Origin of the sequence: Leeuwenhoekiella sp. CH_XMU1409-2, from assembly GCF_037029365.1 — a bacterium.
In the GTDB taxonomy this organism is placed as follows: domain Bacteria; phylum Bacteroidota; class Bacteroidia; order Flavobacteriales; family Flavobacteriaceae; genus Leeuwenhoekiella; species Leeuwenhoekiella blandensis.
Genome location: NZ_JAYMEI010000006.1, coordinates 141,099 through 166,082, shown reverse-complemented (window position 1 = coordinate 166,082; position 24,984 = coordinate 141,099). Strand labels below are relative to the sequence as shown.

The 24,984-nt window shown below is 39.8% G+C and carries 18 protein-coding genes; 6 read left to right on the top strand and 12 right to left on the bottom strand.

Annotated elements, in window-relative coordinates; translation table 11 throughout:
• The first annotated feature begins 8 nt into the window (after positions 1-8).
• Positions 9-767, top strand: coding sequence for a LytR/AlgR family response regulator transcription factor (locus WA338_RS08545; protein ID WP_009779895.1), 759 nt, complete (start codon positions 9-11; stop codon positions 765-767).
• On the opposite strand, the gene WA338_RS08540 is transcribed toward WA338_RS08545, so the two are convergent.
• The 6 genes from WA338_RS08540 to WA338_RS08515 all read right to left on the bottom strand — a co-directional run bounded on the left by WA338_RS08540 (position 764) and on the right by WA338_RS08515 (position 6,918).
• The gene (locus tag WA338_RS08540; RefSeq protein ID WP_009779896.1) at positions 764-2,095 is read right to left on the bottom strand and encodes a DUF2254 domain-containing protein; all 1,332 of its coding nucleotides are present in this window, start codon (positions 2,093-2,095) and stop codon (positions 764-766) included. The genes WA338_RS08545 and WA338_RS08540 overlap by 4 nt on opposite strands.
• 76 nt (positions 2,096-2,171) lie before the next feature.
• Entirely contained in the window at positions 2,172-3,380 is a 1,209-nt protein-coding gene (locus tag WA338_RS08535; protein ID WP_009779897.1) for an LETM1-related biofilm-associated protein, read from the bottom strand.
• Positions 3,381-3,816: 436 nt separating this feature from the next.
• The gene (locus WA338_RS08530) at positions 3,817-4,626 is read right to left on the bottom strand and encodes an anti-sigma factor (RefSeq protein WP_009779898.1); all 810 of its coding nucleotides are present in this window, start codon (positions 4,624-4,626) and stop codon (positions 3,817-3,819) included.
• 1 nt (position 4,627) lies between these two features.
• A complete protein-coding gene (locus WA338_RS08525; protein WP_009779899.1) occupies positions 4,628-5,158 on the bottom strand; it encodes an RNA polymerase sigma factor in 531 nt (176 codons plus the stop codon).
• 188 nt (positions 5,159-5,346) lie between these two features.
• Positions 5,347-5,937: a superoxide dismutase family protein gene (locus tag WA338_RS08520; RefSeq protein WP_009779900.1), complete on the bottom strand. Its 591-nt coding sequence runs from the start codon at positions 5,935-5,937 to the stop codon at positions 5,347-5,349.
• A gap of 90 nt (positions 5,938-6,027) precedes the next feature.
• On the bottom strand, positions 6,028-6,918 hold the full coding sequence (locus WA338_RS08515; protein WP_273016203.1) for a diacylglycerol/lipid kinase family protein: 891 nt from the start codon (positions 6,916-6,918) through the stop codon (positions 6,028-6,030).
• A gap of 66 nt (positions 6,919-6,984) precedes the next feature.
• On the opposite strand from WA338_RS08515, the gene WA338_RS08510 reads away from it, so the two are divergent.
• A complete protein-coding gene (locus tag WA338_RS08510; protein ID WP_040532658.1) occupies positions 6,985-7,965 on the top strand; it encodes an App1 family protein in 981 nt (326 codons plus the stop codon).
• Between the two features lie 59 nt (positions 7,966-8,024).
• On the opposite strand, the gene WA338_RS08505 is transcribed toward WA338_RS08510, so the two are convergent.
• Positions 8,025-11,240, bottom strand: coding sequence for a VPS10 domain-containing protein (locus WA338_RS08505; RefSeq protein WP_009779903.1), 3,216 nt, complete (start codon positions 11,238-11,240; stop codon positions 8,025-8,027).
• Positions 11,241-11,531: 291 nt separating this feature from the next.
• On the opposite strand from WA338_RS08505, the gene WA338_RS08500 reads away from it, so the two are divergent.
• The 3 genes from WA338_RS08500 to WA338_RS08490 all read left to right on the top strand — a co-directional run bounded on the left by WA338_RS08500 (position 11,532) and on the right by WA338_RS08490 (position 14,812).
• Positions 11,532-12,023, top strand: coding sequence for a fasciclin domain-containing protein (locus WA338_RS08500; RefSeq protein ID WP_336093009.1), 492 nt, complete (start codon positions 11,532-11,534; stop codon positions 12,021-12,023).
• A 178-nt stretch (positions 12,024-12,201) separates the two neighbouring features.
• Positions 12,202-13,323, top strand: a complete 1,122-nt coding sequence (locus WA338_RS08495; protein WP_009779906.1) for a vWA domain-containing protein — start codon at positions 12,202-12,204, stop codon at positions 13,321-13,323.
• Positions 13,324-13,348: 25 nt separating this feature from the next.
• Positions 13,349-14,812: a magnesium chelatase gene (locus tag WA338_RS08490; RefSeq protein ID WP_336093006.1), complete on the top strand. Its 1,464-nt coding sequence runs from the start codon at positions 13,349-13,351 to the stop codon at positions 14,810-14,812.
• A 76-nt stretch (positions 14,813-14,888) separates the two neighbouring features.
• Here the strand turns inward: WA338_RS08490 and WA338_RS08485 are convergent, their stop codons facing one another.
• The 4 genes from WA338_RS08485 to WA338_RS08470 all read right to left on the bottom strand — a co-directional run bounded on the left by WA338_RS08485 (position 14,889) and on the right by WA338_RS08470 (position 23,587).
• On the bottom strand, positions 14,889-16,757 hold the full coding sequence (locus tag WA338_RS08485) for an OmpA family protein (RefSeq protein WP_009779908.1): 1,869 nt from the start codon (positions 16,755-16,757) through the stop codon (positions 14,889-14,891).
• Positions 16,758-16,772: 15 nt separating this feature from the next.
• Positions 16,773-17,717: a PorP/SprF family type IX secretion system membrane protein gene (locus tag WA338_RS08480; protein ID WP_336093004.1), complete on the bottom strand. Its 945-nt coding sequence runs from the start codon at positions 17,715-17,717 to the stop codon at positions 16,773-16,775.
• A gap of 13 nt (positions 17,718-17,730) precedes the next feature.
• Positions 17,731-22,386, bottom strand: coding sequence for a gliding motility-associated C-terminal domain-containing protein (locus WA338_RS08475; protein ID WP_336093002.1), 4,656 nt, complete (start codon positions 22,384-22,386; stop codon positions 17,731-17,733).
• Positions 22,387-22,576: 190 nt separating this feature from the next.
• A complete protein-coding gene (locus WA338_RS08470) occupies positions 22,577-23,587 on the bottom strand; it encodes a pirin family protein (RefSeq protein WP_336093000.1) in 1,011 nt (336 codons plus the stop codon).
• A 129-nt stretch (positions 23,588-23,716) separates the two neighbouring features.
• On the opposite strand from WA338_RS08470, the gene WA338_RS08465 reads away from it, so the two are divergent.
• Positions 23,717-24,139, top strand: coding sequence for a secondary thiamine-phosphate synthase enzyme YjbQ (locus tag WA338_RS08465; RefSeq protein ID WP_336092998.1), 423 nt, complete (start codon positions 23,717-23,719; stop codon positions 24,137-24,139).
• Here WA338_RS08465 and WA338_RS08460 read toward each other — a convergent pair.
• Positions 24,125-24,946 (bottom strand): HAD family hydrolase, encoded by an 822-nt coding sequence (locus WA338_RS08460; RefSeq protein WP_336092996.1) that lies wholly within the window; start codon positions 24,944-24,946, stop codon positions 24,125-24,127. The genes WA338_RS08465 and WA338_RS08460 overlap by 15 nt on opposite strands.
• Positions 24,947-24,984 lie beyond the last annotated feature (38 nt).

Sequence of the window (24,984 nt, the reverse complement as noted above, 5' to 3'; positions counted from 1 at the left end):
TGTAAATTATGAATGTACTGGTTATTGAAGATGAAAAACCGGCCGCACGCCGATTATCAAGAATGCTTGAAGCATTGGCGTTGAATGTACTTGCGCAACTCAATTCGGTAGAAGAGGCGATCGATTGGTTTAAAAACCACGAGCATCCAGATTTGATCTTTTTAGACATTCAATTGAGCGACGGTCTTTCTTTTGAAATTTTTGATGCGGTAGAAGTTAGCAGTGCGATCATTTTTACGACTGCATACGATGAGTATGCGCTACAAGCATTTAAGCTCAATAGCATCGATTATTTATTAAAACCTATAGACGATGAAGAACTAGAAGCAGCCGTAGAAAAATTTAAAAAGCAACAGCCCGAGAAGCAAGATGTAAAACTCAATTTTGATGATATCAGACAGCTTCTAGGTGTAAATCCTGTGGAACGTGAGTATAAAAAACGATTCACGGTTAAAATTGGTCAACATATCAAAATGATCAATATTGAGGATGTATGCTGTATTTACAGCGAGAATAAAGGCACTTATGCGCGTACTACAGATAAGCGTGATTACTTGCTGGACACCACTTTAGAAACCTTAGAAGATGAGTTGGCACCTGATGTCTTTTTTAGAGTTAGCAGAAAATATTATATCAATATCAATGCGATTCAGGATATTATAAGTTATACCAATTCCCGATTACAACTTAAACTGAAGGCTGCAGATGATCAAGAAATTATCGTTAGCAGAGAGCGCGTTAAGGATTTTAAACTTTGGCTTTCCTAATGATCTAATGCAACTAATTTCTTTTGGGTGCTGTTAATTGCTGCCATTTTATTTCTGATATCAAAAACTCCTTTAAGATCTTCTTTATTCGTTATTCCTGCCTTGGCGTCTTCTAGAATTCGGTTTGCTTCGTCAATGATTATAGTTTCAGAATTCTCGATCACGCTATGGCTTTGTTGTAAAAAGTAGAGTGCTGTCAACATTTTATGCAGCATGATTACATCGTGTTTACAATAAGCCCGTAAGGGTGCAAAAACGAAATAGATCAATTCTTTAAAATCAATAGTACGTAGTTTTATCACGGCCTGCTTTTCCTGATTTTTGATAAAGCTGAAATCTTCCTTCTTAAGGCGTAGCGCAAACAATTCTGATAGATAATCAATACAGGTAATCGCTGTTCCGGGATCATTTATTCCCGGACTCATCGCTTTTATAGCAATTTCTGTAAGTTGTTTAAATCCTAAGATGTAATTGTGACTTACAATTTCGCTGCGCGAAAAACCAAAACACGTTAATAATTGTTCTTTTTGCTTGTCATCAAGGGCTTTACTGCATTTGGCGATAGGAATTCCCTGAAGAATAAACGTTCCTTTAGGTACACTAACTTCAACACTACAATCATAGGTGTTACAAAGTTCGAGTAACGCATCAACCGCAATAGTTTGAAAGTATCCCGTACGATTCACTTCAATGGCATCCCAGTCTTCACTTGAAGGAAAATCTTCTTTGCTCAAAGCATCATCTGTTTTTGAGATGAGTTGCTGCAAGCGCGTTTTTGCACTGTTGTAAATCGATTCTATAATCTTGTTGATCTGAATCGCTTCAGAAATCGAATGAATAAAATAGATGAATAAGGCTAAAACCAGCATACTCAAAACAATCCCAACCAGCACAGCAAAACCTGGTAACTGATTTTTATCATCAGTAGGTTTTATACTTAACAGGATGAGGATGCAATAAATAAGCGTTGCGATGTAAAAGCCTAAAACATTCTGGTGTTTTTTGTTTGAAATTAAACCGGGGAGAATACGTGGCGAATAATTATTAGAGGCTTGATTAAGCAAGATCATTACCATCGAAAAACTAAACACCATAAGCGAAATAATTCCGCCAATGAATGTGCTTAACAATGTGCGCGCTGTTTCGGCATCGTTGATGACCAGTTGCGGTGCATTTTCGATCAAAAATGAAGAAACGCCGCGATCTTCAGCATACAACATGGCAAAACCAAAAACCAAACCTCCCAAAGCAAAAAGGGAAGGGTAGAAGCCTATCTTACCGGTGAGGTTGGCGATAAATAGTCTGGAACGCGTTATAATTTTGAGCATAGGCGAATTTCCTAAATAACTTTATTATACTGCGTCTATTTGATAAACTGTTAACAGAAAGCTTTTGAGGCTGCGATCAAGAATTGTCTTCTGTTGAAGGATCAATGCGATTATCATTGAAAGCACTTGGCAACAATTCTGGAATGAATTTTATAAGAAGTGGAAGTAAAACACCTCCTCCCGGAAGCATAAAAATAGCAAGAGAAGGAATGCTTTTACAAATGTCCAGCAGCTGTGCTTTTACCTGCTTTTTTTCAGCTTTATTTAAATCGCGATAGGTAGATTGTCCCAGCAACATCACCAGATCTTTACTTTCTAAAAGTTCTTGAAGTAAACGCTTTTTATTTCTTAAAATAAGTCGTTTTACCGTATCACTGGTCTGCGTGTAAAAGTGGCGTACCGGATTGCTGTAATTGAGATACGATATGCGATCGTGATTAGAATGTATAAAATCAAGAACGTGCGTGGTTGACACTTTGAGCACTTCTTCGGGTAATTGAAGCAAGTTCCCCAACCTATTTAAAAAAAGAAATTCGGTTTTATCTAATTTATGATCATCCCAAAGTGCCAGCGCACCAAGGTCTAAAGCATAACGTTTTTCAAAAAGCGTTTGAAAAGGGGCTAGCGATAAATCATCGAGTGACTGCGCCTCTTGATTTATAGCTTTGGTATACCGCAAGGACTTCTCAAAAAGCTTAAGCAGTAAATAATCGTATTGTTCTTTTTCTTCTTTTTGCATCAGCGCGATCCAGATGATATTCATCAGTCCGGCTTCAAGAGCGGCCGCGTAGTTTTTCAGATCGCTTTTATTCTTTAAATATTGCTCAAATGCAATGACATCTAGAAAAAGTAATGCATTGGTTATAAGATTGCTGAAATTTCTTTCAAAACGCGCTTCATTAGTTTGTACGCGTTCTTGAATGATTTTTTCTAATGTAGCCGCACCGGGCTTACTTTTTGAAAATGAAGAGAAGTAAGAAGCGTGTTTAGGGTTTATTTGTTCATAAAACGCGCAGACTTCAGTATAGAAATCGCTTTCATCTCGCTGATTATAGAAATAGGTATAGTACAGGCAATCAAATAAATTGAGTTTGGTACGCTCAATTTCTGTCCATTTGAGCGGTTCCTTCTTTCCGTATGTAATCGATGACACCGAAACACCGTAGAGGAAACCAGATCTTAGCGCAAGTTCATAAAACTCAGAAGCGTTGATTTCCTGCGCGTTTAGGAAGCGATTGATGACCGGTTGGTGTTTATTTATCCATCCTGAAGATGAAGGGTTCATAAAATTTTATTTGATTTTTTAAATTTTAAAATATTGATTTTCAGTTTTTTAAAATTTTATTCGCTTTTTGTTTTAAAAAAAGTGAACCTGATGAAAACCGTATTTCTTTCTATTACGTAAATGTATTAAATAAGTTAAACTGGGCATTTAACTTTTTTACAATTGAAAAATCCAAATCTCTTTTATTTTGGAGAATATGGAAAGGAAGATTATCAATTGGTTAGTTGATTAGTTTTTTTGGATTTTTTGTTAGTTGAAGAATCACCTTGTTTTGGAGAAGGCAGGTGATTCTTTTTTTATGCCCAAATCTCAAAAGAAAGCTCTTCAGATTAAAATCGACACTCAATTCAATACATAAAAAAGCCTCTCAATTGAGAGGCTTTTTAGTATTCAACTATTGGCGCCGCCAAAGGGCTTAATAACTCGAGGTCGTTTACTAAGCATTATTTTCTACAACACCTAAGGTATAGAGTTGTTCCATTGTTGGTGTTTCACTACCACCGGCTGGTTCTAGCGTAATACCAAATGCCTGAGATTGATTTGGATTTTCTAGCGCAAATATTTTATTCTCATCCTCACTAAAGTTTTCCAGAAGTCCCATACTCGTAGGAGTTAATGGATCTAACGTAAGCGACCATACTTGGTAAACCATTCCTTCTGGAGGTTCGGGTAGACCTAAGGCATCAATATATGCTTTGTTTGAACTCTTGTCCCAGAATACATTTACATATGCGTCTGGTGCGATCTGTTGCCCGGCTAAAGGAACTTTTGTCACTTGTGGGTCTCGTATAACCGCTAAGATTTCTTTAGTCTCGGTAAGCGCATCTTCAGAAAATTGAAGTTTGCTTTCGAGCTTTGTTTTTTCGATTTCTACAACACGTAACTCATCACGCAAGTTGTTAGTACGGTTGAGTAAGATAAAAATTCCGATGAGGAATATTACCGAAGCCGCAACGCTTATAAAAGATAGCAAACGTGTTCTTTGTTGCGATCTGCTTGCCGGCAACTGTACCACGCCGTCTTTATTCTGAAGTTTTGATTTTATAACCGCAAGCATCTCCTCAGGATTGTAAGGAGCAGCTGCAGTCGCAAGTTGCTGCAGTGCAGCTTCTATCTGTTCGACTTCCTGTTCAACTTCAGGATACTGTTTAAGCACTTTAGAAACCTCTTCACTTTCTGCAGCAGTTAAAGCGCCATAAACATATAGCTCTAAGATACCTGATTCTATGTATTCTTGAATATCCATTTTATTTAACCAATATAGCTCTAAGTTTGTTAATACAGAGTCTGTTGCGGGTTTTAATCGTACCTAGGGGTATCTCTAATTCTTCTGAAGCTTCTTTTTGTGTGTACCCTTTAAAAAATAATAAGTCGATTACCTTTTTACAATCTTCGCCTATTTTTTTAATATACTTTTTAATTCCTATCGCATCAACCTTTGTAGAAAAACTGTTTTTGTTTTCAAGTATATCTACGAAATATTCCTGAGTAAGGTTTTTCTTTTGGTTTTTAAACGATTTAGACCGTGTTTTATCAATGGCTGCGTTGCGTGCTATATTGAGAAGCCACGTAAAAAATCTACCTTTTTTTGAAGAATAGGATTCACAATTATCCCAGACTTTTATAAAAACATCTTGCAGTACTTCTTCTGAGGCTTCAGTGTCGTGAAGAACACTATTGATCACACCAAAGATACTTTCGGAATACAGCGTGTATAAACGTTCAAAAGCTTTCTCGTCTTTTTGCTGTAATCGTAGAATTAATTCATCAGGTTGCATAAAGGGCTATTAGATTTTAAATGTATTAAATATAACACAAAAAAGCAGCCCGAAGGCTGCTTAATTTTATTGCTACCGTTAAAGGGTTCAATACTTTGAGACTTGACTTGAATCTGAAAATTTGTATCTAATCAATGCCTCCTGAGTTTGCCCTGAGGTAGTTTGCTTGTCAAATGTTGTGAATATGATTATTCAATAATTCCTCCACAGCTTACGCGTGCTCCTGCAGCACCACTAGGCTGACTTGTAAAATCATCTGCACCTTGGTGTACGATAATTCCTTTACCAACAACATTTTTGGTTTCATCTTCACAATCTAAACACCACTCATCTGTAGTTGTTGTAATTGTTCCGTTACCGTTTTCATCGGCTTCAAAATTACCTATATCTCCTTTGTGATATCCTTCAGCATCTCCCCACTTACCGTGTTTCTCTTTAGTTGGATTCCAGTGACCTCCGGCAGAAGTACCGTCATCTGCAGAGCAATCTGCGTTCTCGTGGATGTGTATTGCGTGCATTCCCGGTTCTAAACCTTCAAAAACAGCAGTCATAGAAACTTCACCATCTTCTTCGGTAAAAACAACGCTACCTGTAGCAGTGCTTCCGCTTTTTGAATCTAAGGCTACCGTTAATTTTTTTACTTCAGCCGGAGCTTCTTGTAATTCGGTAGTCTCGGTTGTCATTTCTTCAGTTTCGGTCTCTTTTTCTTTGTTCTCATTTTTACAAGAAGTAAAACCTAAGGTTAGGGCTAGAGAAAAAAGTATTGCGTAATTCTTCATAATACGTGTGATTAGTTAATTCAGCAACTAAAATAAAACTTTGAGCAGGCCCAGCCAAAGATTTAAAGATAAGCTTAACAAAAGCGTTAACTAGTGGTTAAAGCTTTTTGGAATTGCAATGCGCAATTTATCTGATGTCATTTTTGCGTGAATGGTTTCTTTTTTACCCATAAATTCGCCATCTATTTGAAAGGCGATCGGTTTCTCGGCATTGATCTTCACCGCTTTACACGGAATAACTTTCACAAAGTCAGGATCTAAATGGGCATCATCGTAAAAGGTCTCTAAAATACCTTTTACGCTGAAATTTTTGAAAACCAAAACTTCAAAAATCCCATCATCCATTTTTCCGGTTGGATTAATGGTTGCACCTGTACCAAATTTATTGGCATTGGCTATGCCTATTAAAATTCCCTCTTCTTGGTAGATTTTTCCATCACAGTCGATGCTCACTTTAAAAGGGAAATCTTTATTCAGCAGGGTAGGGAAAGCTTGTATTAAATAGCCCAGTTTGCCTCGTATTTCAGACTTTTCATAGTTTTCAACAAGTTGAGCGTTAACGCCCAGATCTGCAATATGTAAACACGTATAGCCGTTGATATCAAGCAAATCCATATCGATGTATTCTTCGCCAAGCGCAATAGCTAACTGTCTGTCAAGATCCTCCGGAATGTCAAAATTAGTCGCCAAACCATTTGCAGACCCCGACGGAAGCAAACCAATGGTGACAGAAACACCTTTTATGGCATCGGCAACTTCGCGTATCGTCCCGTCACCACCAGAAATCAAAATGCGATCAGGTTGCTTGCTAGAAACGAGCTCTTGAATGGCTTCTTTATCGTTTTTACCGGTTGTCTCATAGACGTGACTTTCCTTATTTTGAGCCGCAACTTGCTCTTTAAAAGCCTTGATGATTGGACGTTTATCAGTTCCTCCTGCAATAGGGTTAATGACCAGTAAAATATTCTTTTGTGTTTTCATTAAGTCGATTTCGATTTAAAATTAGGTATTTTCAAAATCTCATTTCGTTAACAAAATACCAATTACGTGAAACTCGACCTCCAATTGTATCGTGGTTATGCCAATGATGAAGAACTTGTGGTTTTTGGCCATCTTTTTAAATCGTGGGCGCCAGACAAGTATCAATCTGATAAAAAAGGCTTTAAGCATGCATTTTCGGTTTTACATATGTTTCGTATTTCGCCACTCAAGAATGTAAGTGTACGATTGCGTTTTAAAGACATCGATGTGACTACGCGAACAATGGATGACGGATTTTTCAGGTTCAACGTGCCCTATAAAAATGACCTGAAAAGTGGGTGGCATACTTATGAGATTACCTGCAATCCCGTAGAGGAAGAATATGGCATTATTGAAAAAGCCGAATTCTTAAAACCCTTTGAAAGTGAATTGAGCATTATTTCTGATATCGACGATACTTTTTTGATTTCGCACAGCGGAAACATTTTTAAAAAACTATATGTGATGTTGGCGCGCAATGTAAACAGCCGTAAAACCTTTGAAGATGTTGTGAGGCATTATCAGTCATTAAGTACGAGCGGACATAATGAGGAAGGAAACCGAAACTCTTTCTTTTATGTCTCCAGCAGCGAATGGAATTTATACAACTTTATAGTGCAGTTTGCCAAATTGCAAGAATTGCCCAAGGCCGTCATTAAATTGAAAAGTATAAAAACAGGAATCACCGATTTTCTTAAAACTGGAGGAGGTAATCACGATCACAAGTTTATCAAGATCAAGGATATTATTTCATTCTATCCGCAGCAATCTTATGTTTTGTTAGGTGATGATTCGCAGCAAGATGCTTATATCTACGAGCGTATTTGTAAAATGTTTCCAATGAATATTAGAGCGGTATATCTACGGCAAACCGAAAATCATAAGAAGGAAAAAATCAATGCTGTTCTTAATAATATTGAAGGTATGCAAGTCGCCACCTGTTACTTCAAGAAAAGCACTGAGGCTATCGAACATTCCAAACAACAAGGAATCATCAAAGCGGAATAAACATAAAAAATCCCGAAAAGAAATTTTTTCGGGATTTTGTAATTCTGGTAACACAAGAACTATTCTACTTTAAAAGTTTTTATTTCTTTAAAAGGAGAGAGTTCTACTTGTTTCATTTCACTTTCATAGGTTGCCCATTCTTCGGTAAAGAAGGTATTTACTTTTTCTAAAGCGGCTTCAAGATCTTTTTCAGCCTGAGTGATCAGCTGCTCTTCTGTAGCGGTAAGTCCGTTAGGACGGCTACCTACATAACTACTAGCGAGGTAAATTCTGTTAAGAACGGTTACTTCAGCATTACGCGTAATACCTTGGCGATCATCTTCTTTGCCTAAAAACACTGCGATATGTTCTTCTAATTTTTCAGCAATTGCTTTAGAACTGTCAATCTGAGCTTTATAGGTTTCTTTATCGGCCTTTTTAAGATCGGCAATAAAATCTTCTGCAATATTCTTGCTTTCGACAAGTTGTTTAACCGCATCTGCTGCCACTTGTGTTAAGCTTTCCAAATGCTTTTCGGCCTCATAAATTTCTTGAGTAGCTTGTGCTGAAATATCCAGACGAGGATCGCTTTTCACCGTTATAGTTTCTGAATCTTCAATGCTTCCATAGCTCATAACTACTTTATAAGAGCCCGGTTTTACTGTGGCACCACCGGGTTCCCAGTTGCGCTCCCTTATGCGACGTGACGGGCGGTCTACACCTTTCTCATCAAGAAACCATCTAAAATTGTACATTCCCGCAGAATCAGGAGCTTTGGTTTTAAGTGTACGAATGAGACGCTCATTATCGTAAATATTGAGTACGATACTGTCCCATTTTACAGAAGCTTCTTCCGTTTCTGATGAGGATGCTTCATCCTTTTCAGTTTCTTCTGCTTTCACTTTTGGATTAAAGACATACTTTATAAAAGCACCGCTAGCACGATTTGCTCCGCTATATGTTGCATCTCCGCCAAATCGGCCTCCGGTAGGTTGTTGAGAGGCGTTTTGATAGGTGTCTGCAGGCGGTATCACTTCAAGAACAGTGCCTTCATCCATATTTAGATTTGCTACGAGATCTTGACTGGCTGCGAGCTTTCTCAATGGTTTGATATCATCAAGAATCCATATAGAACGACCAAAAGTGGCAATAGCTAAATCATCTTCTCTTGGATGAATGATCAAATCCTTTACTGGAACTGTAGGGAACCCGTTGGTCCACTTTTGCCAGTTTGCACCTGCATCTATAGAAACATATAAACCGTCGTCTGTCCCTAAGAACATCAGGTTAGGTTCTTCTTTATCTTCCAAAACTGCCAGCGCATAGCTACCCACATCTTCACTGTCTACAATGCGCGTCCAGCTTTTACCATAATCTGTGGTTCTATATACATAAGGTGTATAATCAAATCTGCGATAATTATTGGCTACCAAGAGCGCCTCACCTTTATTAGTCGCTGAAGCTTTGATCTGTGCGATCCAGCTGTTTGCAGGAAGACCTTTTAGGTTTTTAGATACATCAGTCCAATCTTGACCACCATTTTGTGTGTAATATACTTTACCATCATCAGAACCGGTCCAAATCATATTTTTTTCTGCCGGACTTGGTTCTATCACTAAAATAGTGGTGTGATTTTCAGCTCCGGTAGCATCCATCGTAAGACCACCACTTTCGCTTTGCTTTTGTTTTTCGGGATCATTGGTGGTTAAGTCGGGTGAAATTACTTCCCAAGTAAGTCCTTTATCTGTGGATTTATGCACATATTGACTACCAAAATAAAGTGTACTGTTATCAAAAGGATCGATATTAATAGCAGCGTTCCAGTTGAATCGAAGTTCAACTTCAGGATCAGGATGTGTAGGTCTTACTAAGTAATTAGCTCCTGTGATCCAGTCGTACCTACTTACATAACCCTGCTGACTCATAGACCAGCCATATTGTGAATCGTCCCGATCTGGCACTACGTCAAAACCGTCACCAAAAGAGATCTCTTGCCAATAACTGTTACGAATTCCCTGTGCTTTCCAGACATAGGCAGGACCGCGCCAGCTTCCGTTATCTTGCATTCCTCCGTAAACGTTATAAGGAAATTCATTATCTATTGCGATATGATAAAATTGACCAACGGGAATATTCTCAACAAAACGCCAGGTCTCACCGCCATCACGAGAGATGTTTAAACCGCCGTCGTTACCATCCATCATAAAATCGGTGTTTTCAGGATGAATATAGAACGCGTGATGATCTGGGTGAATACCGTTATCTACGCCATAAGCAGGCATCAGTTCTTCAAAGCTTTTACCGCCATCTTCAGAAACATTTACATAGGTAAATACACTATATACGCGGTTTTCATTATCGGGAGCGACATAGATTTCAGCATAGTAGAAAGGACGGTTTCCTATCTCACTCATATTGTCATTTACCAATTTCCAGTTTTCCCCACCATCTTCAGAACGATACAATCCGTTTTTCTTAGCTTCTACATAAGCATAAACGACGTTAGTTTTTCCTGGAGCAATGGCAAGTCCCATTCTTCCTAGGTCACCTTTGGGCAAGCCGTTTTCAGAAGTGATTTCTTTCCAGGTATCGCCACCATCATAGGTAATGTACAAACCAGAGCCTTCGCCACCACTTTTAAAGAACCAAGGATCGCGCTTATGCTCCCACATCGCAGCAATCAATTTGTTGGGATTGGTAGGATCCATAACCAACTCGGCAGTACCGGTTTTATCATTTACATAAAGTACTTTTTCCCAAGTTTTACCACCATCTTGTGTACGGTAAACCCCACGCTCTTCGTGTTCGCCCCAAGGCGATCCTATTGCAGCAGCATAGACAATATCTGGGTTTGACGGATTGATGCGCACGCGATAGATGTGTCTGGTCTTTTCAAGTCCCATACACTTCCAGGTTTTACCGCCGTCTAGAGATTTGTAGATACCAAATCCACCATTGAGGCTGTTTCGCGGGTTTCCTTCACCGGTTCCTACCCAAACCACAGAAGGATTGGATTGCTGAATCGCAACCGCACCGATAGATGAAGTAGCTTCATTTTCAAAAACGGGTTTCCAGGTAACACCGCCTGAAGTTGATTTCCATAGACCGCCAGAAGCAGAACCTGCGTAAATAATATCAGGATTGTCTGTCACCGCGTCAATAGCAGTAATACGCCCGCTCATTCCGGCAGGACCTACATTACGCGGTTGCATATCTTTTAAAAGATCAAGATTTAATTTTTGAGATATTCCTGTAACAGAAACACTTAGCAAGAGAAGAAGTAATAGTTTTTTCATTAAGTCTGTGTAAAGTTTGCTCTAAGTTAAGAAAAACCAAATGTTTATTGTGCACCCCAAGGAATATTGAAGCTTTTAACATAAATAAATTACAATTAACAAAAGCTTAGAGCATCGAATCGTTTTGTTTAAGTTTCTGTGGATATATTTAAACAAAATTAATAATCAAAAAATTGAACTATGAAAAAGTTAGTATTAAGTATGGCAGTGATTGCTTCTATAGCATTCACTTCTTGTAAAGACAATGAAAAGAATACATCTGAAGAAACGATGACTGAAGAATAGATAGCAATGGAAACAACCGATGTTTCAACTGAAGCCACCATGCCAGAACAAGAAACCATTGCAGAGATCGCAATGGGAAATGAGGACTTTAGCACCTTAGTGACCGCGGTAAAGGCAGCTGGATTAGCAGAAACTTTAAACAGTGAAGGTCCATTTACAGTATTTGCACCAACCAACGCAGCATTTGACAAGTTACCTGAAGGAACCGTTTCTACTTTAGTCGAGCCGGCAAACAAAGAAAAATTAGCTGGGATTTTAAAATACCATGTAGTTTCAGGAGAATATATGGCGGCAGATGTCGTAAAAGCAATCAATGATAATGACGGAAGCTTTACAATTCCTACAGTACAAGGCGGAGAATTGACAGCAACACTAGAAGGTGAAAATGTAATTTTAACCGACGCAGCAGGAAATAAATCTACAGTAATTATGACCGATGTTGATGCTTCAAACGGAGTAATCCATGCAATTGATGCTGTGGTGATGCCAAAATCATAAGCGCATAAGTGATTAGTATTTAGAACCCTTCAGCAATGAAGGGTTTTTTTGGTTTTGAGTTTTCAGAAAAAAAGAACCTGTCTATACATTCGCTTTTGCAGCTTCACTTAGAAAGAAACCTAGATTTTAAGAGACTTCTCAAGGTTTAGAATTCAAAATGCGTTAATTTTAGTACACTATGAAAAAGGAAACATTACGAAAGGGATTTGTATTTAAAAGCTACGAAGCTCCGGAGCAATCCTTATTTGATCAACTTTTTGAGATCTTCAAAGAATTGATCACGCATACATCAGGAGATTTTGATGAAGCGATGGATTGGTTGAAGGAGTTAGACAAAGAATACAATTTGACCAATGACGACTACACGCTCGACGATTTTGTACAGGAATTAAAGGACAAAGGCTACATCCGCGAGGAGATTGAACCTGACGGTAATGGTGGAATGTCGATCACCGCAAAAACCGAACGCGCTATTAGACAGCGTGCACTGGATCAGATTTTTGGTAAACTGAAGCGTGGCGGAGCCGGAAATCATAAAACCAATAGGGTAGGACGGGGTGATGAACATACCGGTGAGTACCGGGAATATCGCTTTGGTGACGCTCTAGAACGCGTTTCAATGACCGAAAGTCTTAAGAATGCACAAATCAATAACGGAATAGGCAATTTTGACCTTACCGAAAAGGATCTGGTTGTAGAAGAAACGCAATTTAAAGCGCAAATGAGTACGGTGTTGATGATAGACATCAGCCATAGTATGATTTTGTATGGGGAAGATCGCATTACTCCGGCAAAAAAAGTAGCGATGGCTTTAGTCGAATTGATAACCACACGCTATCCTAAAGACACCTTAGACATTATCGTTTTTGGTAATGACAGTTGGCCTATTAAAATCAAAGATTTACCGTACTTACAAGTAGGTCCTTACCATACCAATACGGTTGCAGGTTTACAACTCGCAATGGATATTTTAAGACGTAAGCGTAATACCAACAAGCAGATCTTTATGATCACCGATGGTAAGCCCAGTTGTGTGCGAGAGCCAGATGGCTTTTACTATAAAAACAGTGTGGGGCTTGATGAGTACATCGTTAATAAGTGCTACAGTATGGCGAGTCAGGCACGCAAAGTGAAGATTCCTATTACTACATTTATGATCGCTCAAGATCCTTACTTGATGAAGTTTGTGCGTCAATTTACACAGGCCAATCAAGGGAAAGCATTTTATACCGGTCTGCAAGGCCTTGGTGAAATGATCTTTGAGGATTATGAAACAAACAGAAAGAAGAGAATACGCTAGAAAAAGATAAAACTAACAGTAAACTATGAGTAAACCAGAAATTAAAAACCTAGGTGAGCTAAAGAAATCAGATTATAAGAGCCGAAGTATCAAAGAAGAACTTCGCGCTAATCTGTTAAACAATATAAAAGCAGGTAAAAATTCTTTTGAAGGAATACACGGTTATGAACATACCGTGATCCCAGAGTTAGAACGTGCTATTTTATCAAAGCATAACATCAATCTTTTAGGGCTTCGCGGGCAGGCAAAAACACGTCTGGCGCGTTTGATGGTACAATTATTAGACGAGTGGATTCCTGTGGTTGAAGGTTCAGAGTTAAATGATGATCCGCTAAAGCCCTTATCCCGCTATGCTCAAGAATTGATCGCCGAAAAGGGAGATGACACGCCCATTGTTTGGCTGCATCGTGAAGAACGTTTTGCTGAAAAGCTAGCGACTCCTGATGTGACGGTAGCCGATTTAATAGGTGATGTAGATCCTATCAAGGCTGCAAATTTGAAATTGAGTTATGCAGATGACCGTGTGTTGCATTTTGGGATGATTCCTCGTGCTAATCGTTGCATTTTTGTGATTAATGAATTGCCAGATTTACAAGCACGTATTCAAGTGGCTTTGTTCAATATTCTGCAAGAAGGAGATATTCAAATTCGCGGATTTAAATTGCGCTTACCGCTAGATCTTCAGTTTGTATTTACAGCAAACCCTGAAGATTATACCAACCGCGGAAGCATCGTTACTCCGTTAAAAGACCGTATCGGTTCTCAGATCTTGACGCATTATCCTGAGAATATTGAAATCGCGCGTACGATCACAGAACAGGAAGCAAAACGCGACGGCCGTAATGAAGAACAGGTTTATGTGCCTTCTTTGGCTAAAGATCTCTTGGAGCAAATAAGTTTTGAAGCTAGAGAGAGTGAATATATTGATGTTAAAAGCGGCGTGAGTGCGCGTATGAGTATCACCGCTTTTGAAAACCTTTTAAGTACTGCAGAACGTAGATCGTTGATGGCAGGAGATGATAAAACTACGGTGCGTCTTGGTGATTTTATGGGGATGATTCCGGCGATTACCGGTAAGGTAGAATTGGTTTATGAAGGAGAGCAGGAGGGAGCGGCTTCGGTTGCACATACTTTAATTGGTGATGCCATTCAAACCCTTTTTGTGACTTATTTTCCTGAAATTAAAAAGCTAGAAAAGCAAAATGAGAAAAGTCCGTACGATGAGGTGGTCACTTGGTTTTTTGACCAAAGCGACTTTCAGTTGTTAGACGATTTAACCGAAGAAGAGTATAAGAAAATGCTTGATTCGGTAATACCCTTGCAAAATTTGATCGATACACATCAACCTGATTTACCGAAGGAAGATCAGTATTTTATGAAAGAGTTTATTCTTTGGGCATTGGTTGAATTCAAGAAGTTGAGTAAATACCGAATGACCGATGGTATGCGTTTTAAAGACCTCTACGGAAGTTATATCAGTGGTTTATAATTCTTAATTTTAACAAACAAAAAAATCCCGTTAGCATCTGCGCTAACGGGATTTTTTGTTTTAAGGTTTAAAAGTCTTATTTCAAGATCGTGAATTCACTTCTACGATTCTCATCGAATTGTTCTTCGGTACAATCTCCCGAAGGACACGCATTGATAGGATCTTGCTCACCATAACCTTGCGCTTTAAGCCTGCTGCGATCTATTCCTTTAGAAACGATATAATCAACAGTAGACTGTGCTCTGCGTTGAGAAAGTTGTAAATTATAATCTTCTGGACCACGCTGATCTGTATGCGATGCTACTTCAACATTCATTTCAGGGTATTTCTTCATTAAAGCAACCAATTTATCTAATGTAGTTGCAGCATCTGGACGAATATTTGCTTTATCAAAATCAAAATAGATCTTCTCAAGTTTGACCTGAGTCAATTGATTACGATCATTTACCGCTACAATATCTTCGGTATCTGCGTAGGCCGACATTTGAAGCTTGATTAGTGTTTTAGTATTCTGAGCATATTCAATCTTTACTTCTTTTTCTACAGGAGCATACAATGCTTTTGTTGCTTTAACCTTATACAAGCTGTTCGGGCGTACTTCAAATTTGAAGCTGCCATCTGCTTCTGTGATCGTTTTTTGAGTAGTTCCTGTAGACGGGCGATACAAGGTCACTTCAGCGCCTGGAAGTGGCTCTAAGGTTTTCTTATCGTCAACATTACCTATGATCTGATAATTTAAATTAGGAAAGGTCTCAAAACTGTAGATTTTATCTTTTCCGGTTCGGTTTGATGACATGAATCCGCTGCCTTGGCGCTCTTTAATAATCAACGCAAAGTCATCTGCATTTGAGTTAATAGAACTTCCTAAGTTGTAGGCTTCAGCAAAAGAATCTCCTTGCGGATCACTGCTGTACAGATCCAAGCCGCCTAAACCTTCAGCGCGGTTAGAGGCAAAATAAAGATTTCCATTTTCAGAAATGTAAGGAAATTGTTCAAGCTTGTCTGAATTTACATTTTCACCCAAATTAACCGGTGTTCCAAAGCTTTCGCCCTCGATTGAGACTTTGTAAATATCAAAACTACCATAGCCTCCAGGCATATCGCTCGAGAAGTAAAGCGTATTCTCGTCTGCACTCAAAGCCGGGTGCGCTACCGAATATACATCAGAACTAATAGGTAACATTTGTACATTATCCCATTTTCCAGCTATCAATTCGGCACTGAATAATTGAAGCGGAGCTACCTTTGCGCCATCAACTTTTTTGAATTTATTGCTGGTACGTGTAAAGTACATTTTTTGTCCGTCTGAAGTAAAAACTGCATTACTTTCGTGCGTATCAGTGTTAATCGCTCCCGGAAACTCACCCTCGTCTGTGATAGCAGAACCGTTTATTTTTCCGTAATACAGGTCTAGATAAGGTTTACCCGTCCAAGGATACAACGGTCTTGTGGCATTTCTGTTAGAGGCAAAAACCACCTGCCTATCATAATACGCAGCACCAAAATCGTCATAAGCCGAAGCAGCATCTACTACTTGTGGCATAAAAAACTGGGAAACTTCAAGATCATTGGCTTCCATAGCTTTTAGGATATCTACGTTGGTCCCTGTGTAATTGGTTAAAATTGCATTGGCACGATCGTAATCTTTATTGCGTTTTAATGCATCTGCATATCTAAAATGCGCTTCAGGAGATCTGCCCTCATTGAGTTCCCAGGCTTGGTCATAATATTGAACTGCCTTTTCTGCATCAGCGATATAATAGTAAGCATCAGCAAGATTTAGTGTTGCATCAGCATCTAATTCATCTTCTGCAGTGTAAGCTTCAATAGCTTCTGCATAAGCTTGGCTTGCAAAAAGTTTATTGGCTTTTTCAAGCGTTTTGCTCTGTGATAATCCTACTTGACAAACGGCTAGTAGAATAAATAGTAGCGTATAATTTTTCATAGTCGTAGTTGTAGGTTAGAAGAAGCGAGGTGATTTGCGGTAAGAAGGTAGTTTACCAAAAATATCAAAATCAAACAGCAGCATGATTTCGTGACTACCGTTGTTATACTCACCAAGGTTTGATGTTGTATAGTCGTAAGCGTAGCCTACGCGAACACCCGGTGTTACCTCAAAATTGACCATCCCGGTAACAGCGTCGTCGAGGCGGTAACCAATACCTGCTTCAAAACGTTGATAGAATCGTACATTGGCGTTAAGGTCGATACTCACCGGAGCACCGTTTACCCAGCGCGCCATAAAAGAAGGCTTGATCTGAAATTCTGAAGAAGGTTCAAAAACATATCCTCCGGTCAGGAAGTAATGCGTATTCTCACTACCTAAGCGTTGCACTCCGTTTTCATCTTCAATATGTCTTGAAGCTACCAAGTTTGGCGTTGAAAGTCCTATGTAATAGCTTTCTGAAAAGTAATATGCACCAATACCAATGGTAGGGTAGGTCTGGTTGATATTCTGAGCAAAAGAAGGATCTGTTGCCGGAGCTCCACTTCCTAATTGTAATCGGCTAAAATCAGTACTAAAAAAAGAAGCACCAGCTTTAAGACCTAAGGCCAAGGTTGCATTTTCCTGAATTGGTAATTTATAAGCAAAATCTGCATTTAAATTGGTTTCCTGAACCACATCACCAATCTCATCGTGAACCAGATTTAAACCTAATTCTACATTGTCTGACATAGGTAAATGTCCAAAGACGGTGGCGGTAGTAGGAGCACCGTCTATTCCCACCCATTGTGCGCGGTATAAGGCTCCTACTTTTGCTTTATTCACCGAAGAATAAGCAGGGTTTATCACGCTCATATTATACATATACTGCGTGTATTCTGGGTCTTGTTGTGCAAACATGCTTCCACAAAAAAGGACAAATGCTGCAAAAAACGTAAGTTTTGAAGTTGAATTTTTCATCGTAAATATCCTTTTATCGGTTGAGGTAAACTTTACCTTGTTTTGGATTTGTTTGCCCATTGTTGTAATTAATTATGTAGAAATAAACTCCGTTAGGAAGTGTGTTACCACCTAATCGACTTTGGTTTGATTGACCATTCCAGAAGCCTGTAGCAGCATCGCCTTTAAAGACAACCGCTCCGTTTCGGTTAAAAATTTCTATGGTGTAGTTGGGATAAACAATATCCATATTCTTCATTTCAAAAACGTCGTTAATTCCATCTCCGTTAGGCGAAAATCCATCAGGAATGAAAACAGAATCGCAACCGCTAAGATCAATTGTTACAGCAAGGCGTTGCGATCCCTCACAACCTGTTGCTGTATTTTGAGCAGCGATATAATAGGTCGTGTTTGCCTGTAATAAAGTAGACGGACTTATTACTGAACCTCCTGAAGCCGCATCATAAGTGATGATAGCAAAAGAAGAGCTCACATTCGCTTCAAGATCAGCAACGGTAGGATCATCATTAATACAGAAAATCGCTCCGGTGCTCGAAATCGTAGGTACAGCAGGATCTTCAACAGTAAATTGGGTGAAGGCCGTTCCTAAGTTTATTGCACTACAACTTGTAAGACTATTTTGGAGATCTAATAAACTGAATGTAGTCGCGCCACCTGCAGTAAATGTAGCAGGGTCAAGTGTGATTGTAGTTGCGCCACCGGTAACCGTAATGGTTTCGCTCAAAATTTCAGAAGTTGTAGCTCCGGTAATTTGATAAGAAACGATATAATCTCCGTCATTCAAAGCTGTTGCTCCTGAAAGCGTAACATTCACTTCTTCACCAAAGCAAACATCAGAAGCTGAAACTACAGCACCTTGAGCATCGGGTAATGGTAATACTTCAAAAGTGTCCTCTACTGATGCGGGCACAGAACTACATCCAAAAGTGCTGCTGATTAAAGTAGCCGTAATTGTGGTACTTCCGGTTGCTGTAAGAGCAGTTGAAGGAATAATAAATGTACCAGAACCATTAGCGATCGCAACTGTTTCTGTAAGACCTGTTGTGGTATTCGCTCCTGAAAGGTTGTACTCGATAGTATAATCGCCGTCAGCTAATGAACTTCCTGCATCCACGGTTACAAACCCGCTTTCAGCTAAACAAATATCTGAAGCAATCAAGTCTCCAGTGGCAAGTTCTGGAATAGGATTCACGTCAAAAGTGGTGTTTGTAGCTACAGTGCTTACACAGGCAGTGCTTTCATTAGTGATCGAAGTTACTGTGACCGTCGTAGAACCTGTAGCGGTTAAGTTAGCCGCATCAAGAACTATAGAAGCTTCACCGCCAGTGAATATAGTGCTTACCGTTTCGGTAAAGGTGTTAGCGTCTGACAATTCATAGGTGATCTCATAGCTTCCGTCAGGAAGATCAGATCCTGAAAATTCTAGCGCTGTGTTTTCTCCAAAACATACAGAAGCGACTGCCAGTGTTGTGTTTTCAAGCGTAGGTAGCGGCAATACTTCAAAATCTGTAGCAAGCGGCAGACCGGTCGCTTCACAACTCTGAGCAGCTGTCGCAAGGCTGGTTACGGTTACTGTGGTCGTACCCGCTTCAGCAAGTTGCTCGGCAGTTAGATCAAACGAAGAGCTTCCTGAAGTAAAGGTAACAGTAGTTGTTGTAGCTTCAGTAGTGTTTGCACCGCTCAAGGTATATGTCAGCGTGTAATCTCCGTCAAGAATCAAGCTCGCATCTGCTGTAAAGGTAACGCTCGCTCCACCATCTTCACAGGTATCTGCAACAGCCAATACCGCGTTTGTAGCATCTGGCGTTGGTACAATATTGAAAGATGCAGCCGGCATCGTAAGATTGTCTGCTTCACAAGTACTGGTTGAATTTGAAACCGAAGTCAGCGTCAAGGTAGAGCTACCGTTAGCTAAAATATCCTGTGGAAGATCAAAACTTCCGCTTCCGTTAGTGATAATAACTGAGCTTGCAATCTGATCGGTAACTGTAATAGCTCCTGAAATGTCATAAGTGAAATCGTAGCTTCCGTCTACTAAATTTGGAGTTTCCGCAGTATCTGTAATGTTAACCGAAACCACATCATCCTCACAAGTATCGTTGATGCTAACGCTTACCGTTTCGGCATCAGGAATAGGATTAACGTCAAATGTGGTGCTTGTAGCTACAGTGCTTACACAGGTAGTGCTTTCATTAGTGATCGAAGTTACTGTGACCGTCGTAGAACCTGTAGCGGTTAAGTTAGCCGCGTCAAGAACTATAGAAGCTTCACCGCCAGTGAATGTAGTGCTTACCGTTTCGGTAAAGGTGTTAGCTTCAGACAATTCGTAGGTGATCTCATAGCTTCCGTCAGGAAGATCAGAACCTGAAAATTCGAGTGATGTGTTTTCTCCAAAACATACAGAAGCGACTGCAAGTGTAGTGTTTTCAAGCGCAGGCAGCGGCAATACTTCAAAATCTGTAGCAAGCGGCAGACCGGTCGCTTCACAACTCTGAGCAGCTGTCGCAAGGCTGGTTACGGTTACTGTGGTCGTACCCGCTTCAGCAAGTTGCTCGGCAGTTAGATCAAACGAAGCGCTTCCTGATGTAAAGGTAACAGTTGTTGTTGTAGCTTCTGTAGTGTTTGCACCGCTCAAGGTATAAGTCAGCGTATAATCTCCGTCAAGGATCAAGCTAGCATCTGCGGTAAACGTAACGCTCGCTCCACCATCTTCACAGGTATCTGCAACAGCCAATACCGCATTTGTAGCATCTGGCGTTGGTACAATATTGAAAGATGCAGCCGGCATCGTAAGATTGTCTGCCTCACAAGTACTGGTTGAATTAGAAACCGAAGTCAGCGTCAGGGTAGAGCTTCCGTTAGCTAAAATTCCCTGTGGAAGATCAAAACTTCCGCTTCCGTCAGTGATACTAACTGAGCTTGCAATCTGATCGGTAACTGTAATAGCTCCTGAAATTTCATAAGTGAAATCGTAGGTTCCGTCTACTAAATTTGGAGTTTCTGCAGTGTCTGTAATGTTAACTGTAACCACATCATCCTCACAAGTATCGTTGATGCTTACCGTAATTGTTTCAGCATCAGGTTTAGGTAATACTGTAAACGTAGTGCTCAAATCAACAGGAGTCGTACAGCTGGTGCTGTTTTGAACCGAAGAAAGCGTTACCGTATAGTCGTCAGCATTAGGAAGTGCGTTTGCAGCTAAGGTAATAGTTGCTTCTCCGTTGAGAACAGTAGCTGTTTGTGTGTATTCTTGAGAAGTAGTTGAACTTTCTAACGTATAGGTGAATGCATATTCCCCATCCATCAATTCAACTTCAGCAGTCGTCCCTGCATCAGATAGTGTTAGTCTGCCATTTTCGTCCAGACATAGGGGTTGATCCACACTAATTTGTGTATCGGTAAGGTCTGGTAAGGCAACAATAGTTAAGGTGTCACTTAGATCGCCGAGAAGCACTTCACAAGTGTTTTGAGTGCTTGGGTCTATAATTGAAATTACACGAACCTCAGCTACTCCAGCAGCGGTGAAAAAATTAGGGTTTACAGCAAAACTACCAACACCGTTACTCATAGTAATTGTGATGGTTTCCATCCCGGTATTTGGGCTTGGACTCACTTGATAGGTAAGTTCGTAATCTCCGTCAGGAATATCTGCGCTATCTCCGGTAATAGTTGCCGTTGAGTTAATAGGTAAGGTGTCTTCACAAATAACATCCTCTTCTTCCGCAGGAAAAGTAAGTTCCAAACCGGCATTAGTAAAGTCTACCACTTCCTCGATCTCGATACTTACCGTAGTCTGGCTAAGATCACAAAGTGGGTTTGTAGGTTGTACGGTGTATGTGAAATTATAAATACCGGGACCAAAATTGTCTCTGATACTTTGAATATTAATAACACTATCGTTAAAATCTGAGATTTCATTGGTGGTAGTTTCTGTCCAAACTCCATTAGTGTCTTCACCTATAAGAACATCTCTTAGATCGAAGTTGGTTTCTCCGCTTAAGTCATCGGTTTCACAAAATGAAGTATTCACAGCAGGGTCAACAGTACCTGATTCTGGAGCTTCTACCACTTGCATGACTACAGTACTCATTGTAGAGGGGCAGCTTCCTTGGGCATCTACAGTATAGGTGAATGTATAACTTCCCGGGCCTGCTTGTTGCGCGTTGAAACGAGGTCCATTTAAAGCATCACTAGGACCACTTGTAATTGCCCAGGTTCCAAAAAGCGTAGGGTTGGGGTTACTACCTACAAACTGAAATAGATTAACATTTGTTTCATCCTCACAAGCAACCGCATTAAAATTATCTCTTCCGGCATAACCGGCAAGAGTTACAGTTATTGTCGATTGGTTATTAGAACAACCGCTTTCTCCTTCTACTGTATAGGTATATGAAAAGGTGCCTCCGCTGTTAATTAACCAAGTGTTGAGTTCGCCGGTGGCTGTATTGAGACCGCCACTGTTTTCATCGTCAGACCATACCCCTCCAGCAACCGGGCTTCCGCCTAATGCTGCAAAAAGGTCGATAAATTGATTAGATTCTTTGTCGCAGGAAGTAATAGATGCATCTTCACCGGCACATTGGCCGTAAGTTTTAGACGATATTCCTGCATTAAATAAAAGGAAAAATGCGCATAGCATTTTCCCTAAAAACGTAATAGTTTTATGCATAGGAGTTGGGTTAGTATAAATTTAATACAAGTATAGTCGATAAATTACACATTACATCGATAAAATGTAGAATTTTTTCATTTTTATTAGTAAAAAATGTTAAGTCGGTAGAATTAGATGTGTTTTTCTCGATTAAAAATTCTTGAACTGCTTACTAGAAATCAAGAGTTTAAAATTGAAAAATACTTAGTTAGCGTACTACTTTTTTACCATCAGGATAAAGTGCAAAACGTTTTGCATCGGGATCGTGGGTATGTTCTGAAGTCGGCCACGGCCAGCCACCAAATTGAGTCTGTTGAAAATTCATAAATGCAGTCTCGATATCTTTTCTAGAATTCCCCACAAAAGGGCCGTGTTGTACCACCGGCTCATTCATTGGTTTTCCTTCAAGTAATAAAAGTTTCGCCGGTTGTTCACCATTCTTAAGCGTGAGTTCTTGAATAGGATCTGCTTTAATTTGGTGCATTACAGGAATGTCAAATCCTTCAGCGTGCAAGGTTTCCCCTTCATAAAAGTAAACAGATCTATTGGCACCATCAACACCTTTTGGAAGCTTGAATTCTGTTTGAGCATCTAAGCTTATCAACCAGATATTGATACCGTTTTCGGGATTTGAAGCCCAAGAATCGGGAGCGGGTTGCAAGGCATTTTGATCTTGATAAGTTCCTGCGATAAGTTTGATGCTGAAAGCATGACCTTCATCATCCTTTTCTTCGATGATCGGAATATCTTCATGCCACATCATTCCGAAATAAGGCGCTACATTTTTACTGGCTGCAGGAAGATTTAACCAAATTTGAAAAAGTAAAAGCGGATTTTCTTCTTCAGTATTTATAAGTGGAAACATTTCGCTGTGCTGAACACCTTTCCCTGCGGTCATCCACTGCACATCGCCTTGACCAAATCTACCGGCAGCTCCAAGAGAATCTGAATGATCAACGAAACCTTCTTCAGCAATGGTTACTGTTTCAAAACCCACATGAGGATGCCCTGGAAATCCCGGTACTTTTGAGCCATGATACATAGCCCAACCGTCTTTCTGAACAAAATCTTGTCCCAGGTTGCGACCTGCTAATGAAGTTGCCGGTCCTAGGTTTCCGTTTCCTTTAGGGTATTTGTCATTGTGAAAAGCACAGAATAAAAAAGGATCCTGTGTGTCCCATTGTGCATGTAATCTTGTGATTTTTTGAATCGCTGCCATTATTGATAATTTAGTGGACTACGAAGATACGAGCGAAAATCGTAACTCGAAAGCTTCTTCTTATGCACTTAGTAGCCTCAGGAACGCTTTGCGTTTTATAAATTTGTACGTTCATTAAAAGGGATAGGGATGCGATTTTATCAGAAAGAAATACGTTTGCAGGCGAAGAGCCGTGGTTTTCATTTAATTACGCAAGAGATAGAGCAGAATTTAGAAGCACTGGGAAACATAAAAGTGGGTCAATTACAAGTATTTATAAAACATACTTCGGCGAGTTTAACGATCAATGAAAATGCAGACCCTACGGTGCGTCAGGATTTTGAAAGTCATATGAATAAAATGGTTCCTGAAAATGCACCTTATTATATTCATACCTATGAAGGACCCGATGATATGCCTGCGCACATAAAAGCATCGCTGATGGGTGCTTCAGTAACTATTCCCGTCACCAACGGAAGGTTAAATCTGGGAACCTGGCAAGGTATTTATCTTTGCGAACACCGCAATCACGGCGGTGCCCGCAAAGTTGTACTTACGCTATTTGGTGAGTAATGCTTCTTTAGCAGCTATGAGTTGCTCAAGAATGTGCTCTACGCCACCTTCATTGTTACTTTTTGTAGTGTAATTTGCAGCTTTGGTAACATTAGGATGTGCATTTTGCATCGCAAAACTGTATGCTGCCTGCTCGATCATTTCTAGGTCGTTATTGTAATCTCCAAACACCATTGTTTCAGCTTTAGAGATATTCAATTGGTCTTGAAGAATTTTAAGCGCGCGGCCTTTATCGGTATCCAGGTGACTGATGTCTAGCCAGTACTCACCACTTACTTTTACTTTTACCTCATTTTCTAAAGCTTTAGCAATAGGATAGGTGGTTTCTTCAGAACCTCCAAAACTATATACAGCAATTTTAAAGAAATGATCGTCGCTAATTTCGGTTAGGTCAGGAACACGCTTGAATTTGGTATAATATTCCTGAAAAATTTCAATAAAGGGTTCGTGATCAGATTCAACATAGGCTTGCTCTTTTCCGCATAAAACAATGTGCGCATCTTCGATCTCACGCATTTGCTTGATAAGATTATGCACGGTTTCGGTATCTACGGTACAGGTATCTAAAACTTCAGTTTTCTTAATTGTGATTCCGCCATTTTCAGCAACTACAATGATCTCATCTTTTATCGCCTCAAGCTTGTGAATGATACTGTAATATTGACGACCGCTGGCCGCGATAAATTGCACATCGTGCTTTTGCAGCTGTTTAAAAAGGTCGAAAAATTTTGGGCTTACTTTTCCTTCGTCGTTTAGAAGGGTGCCGTCCATATCAGAAACGACGAGTTTTACTTGTGTTAAATCCATATTTACAAAAATAACCCATAAACACGTGCCTTGTTTAT

Excerpts from the sequence above, each read along its gene's own strand:
- WA338_RS08515 (WP_273016203.1), bottom strand. The coding sequence starts at position 6,918 with ATGAAAACACAAAAGAATATTTTACTGGTCATTAACCCTATTGCAGGA.
- WA338_RS08460 (WP_336092996.1), bottom strand. The coding sequence starts at position 24,946 with ATGGATTTAACACAAGTAAAACTCGTCGTTTCTGATATGGACGGCACC.
- WA338_RS08475 (WP_336093002.1), bottom strand. The coding sequence starts at position 22,386 with ATGCATAAAACTATTACGTTTTTAGGGAAAATGCTATGCGCATTTTTC.
- WA338_RS08470 (WP_336093000.1), bottom strand. The coding sequence starts at position 23,587 with ATGGCAGCGATTCAAAAAATCACAAGATTACATGCACAATGGGACACA.
- WA338_RS08545 (WP_009779895.1), top strand. The coding sequence starts at position 9 with ATGAATGTACTGGTTATTGAAGATGAAAAACCGGCCGCACGCCGATTA.
- WA338_RS08520 (WP_009779900.1), bottom strand. The coding sequence starts at position 5,937 with ATGAAGAATTACGCAATACTTTTTTCTCTAGCCCTAACCTTAGGTTTT.
- WA338_RS08540 (WP_009779896.1), bottom strand. The coding sequence starts at position 2,095 with ATGCTCAAAATTATAACGCGTTCCAGACTATTTATCGCCAACCTCACC.
- WA338_RS08490 (WP_336093006.1), top strand. The coding sequence starts at position 13,349 with ATGAGTAAACCAGAAATTAAAAACCTAGGTGAGCTAAAGAAATCAGAT.
- WA338_RS08525 (WP_009779899.1), bottom strand. The coding sequence starts at position 5,158 with ATGCAACCTGATGAATTAATTCTACGATTACAGCAAAAAGACGAGAAA.
- WA338_RS08530 (WP_009779898.1), bottom strand. The coding sequence starts at position 4,626 with ATGGATATTCAAGAATACATAGAATCAGGTATCTTAGAGCTATATGTT.
- WA338_RS08505 (WP_009779903.1), bottom strand. The coding sequence starts at position 11,240 with ATGAAAAAACTATTACTTCTTCTCTTGCTAAGTGTTTCTGTTACAGGA.
- WA338_RS08500 (WP_336093009.1), top strand. The coding sequence starts at position 11,532 with ATGGAAACAACCGATGTTTCAACTGAAGCCACCATGCCAGAACAAGAA.
- WA338_RS08485 (WP_009779908.1), bottom strand. The coding sequence starts at position 16,757 with ATGAAAAATTATACGCTACTATTTATTCTACTAGCCGTTTGTCAAGTA.
- WA338_RS08495 (WP_009779906.1), top strand. The coding sequence starts at position 12,202 with ATGAAAAAGGAAACATTACGAAAGGGATTTGTATTTAAAAGCTACGAA.
- WA338_RS08465 (WP_336092998.1), top strand. The coding sequence starts at position 23,717 with ATGCGATTTTATCAGAAAGAAATACGTTTGCAGGCGAAGAGCCGTGGT.
- WA338_RS08535 (WP_009779897.1), bottom strand. The coding sequence starts at position 3,380 with ATGAACCCTTCATCTTCAGGATGGATAAATAAACACCAACCGGTCATC.
- WA338_RS08480 (WP_336093004.1), bottom strand. The coding sequence starts at position 17,717 with ATGAAAAATTCAACTTCAAAACTTACGTTTTTTGCAGCATTTGTCCTT.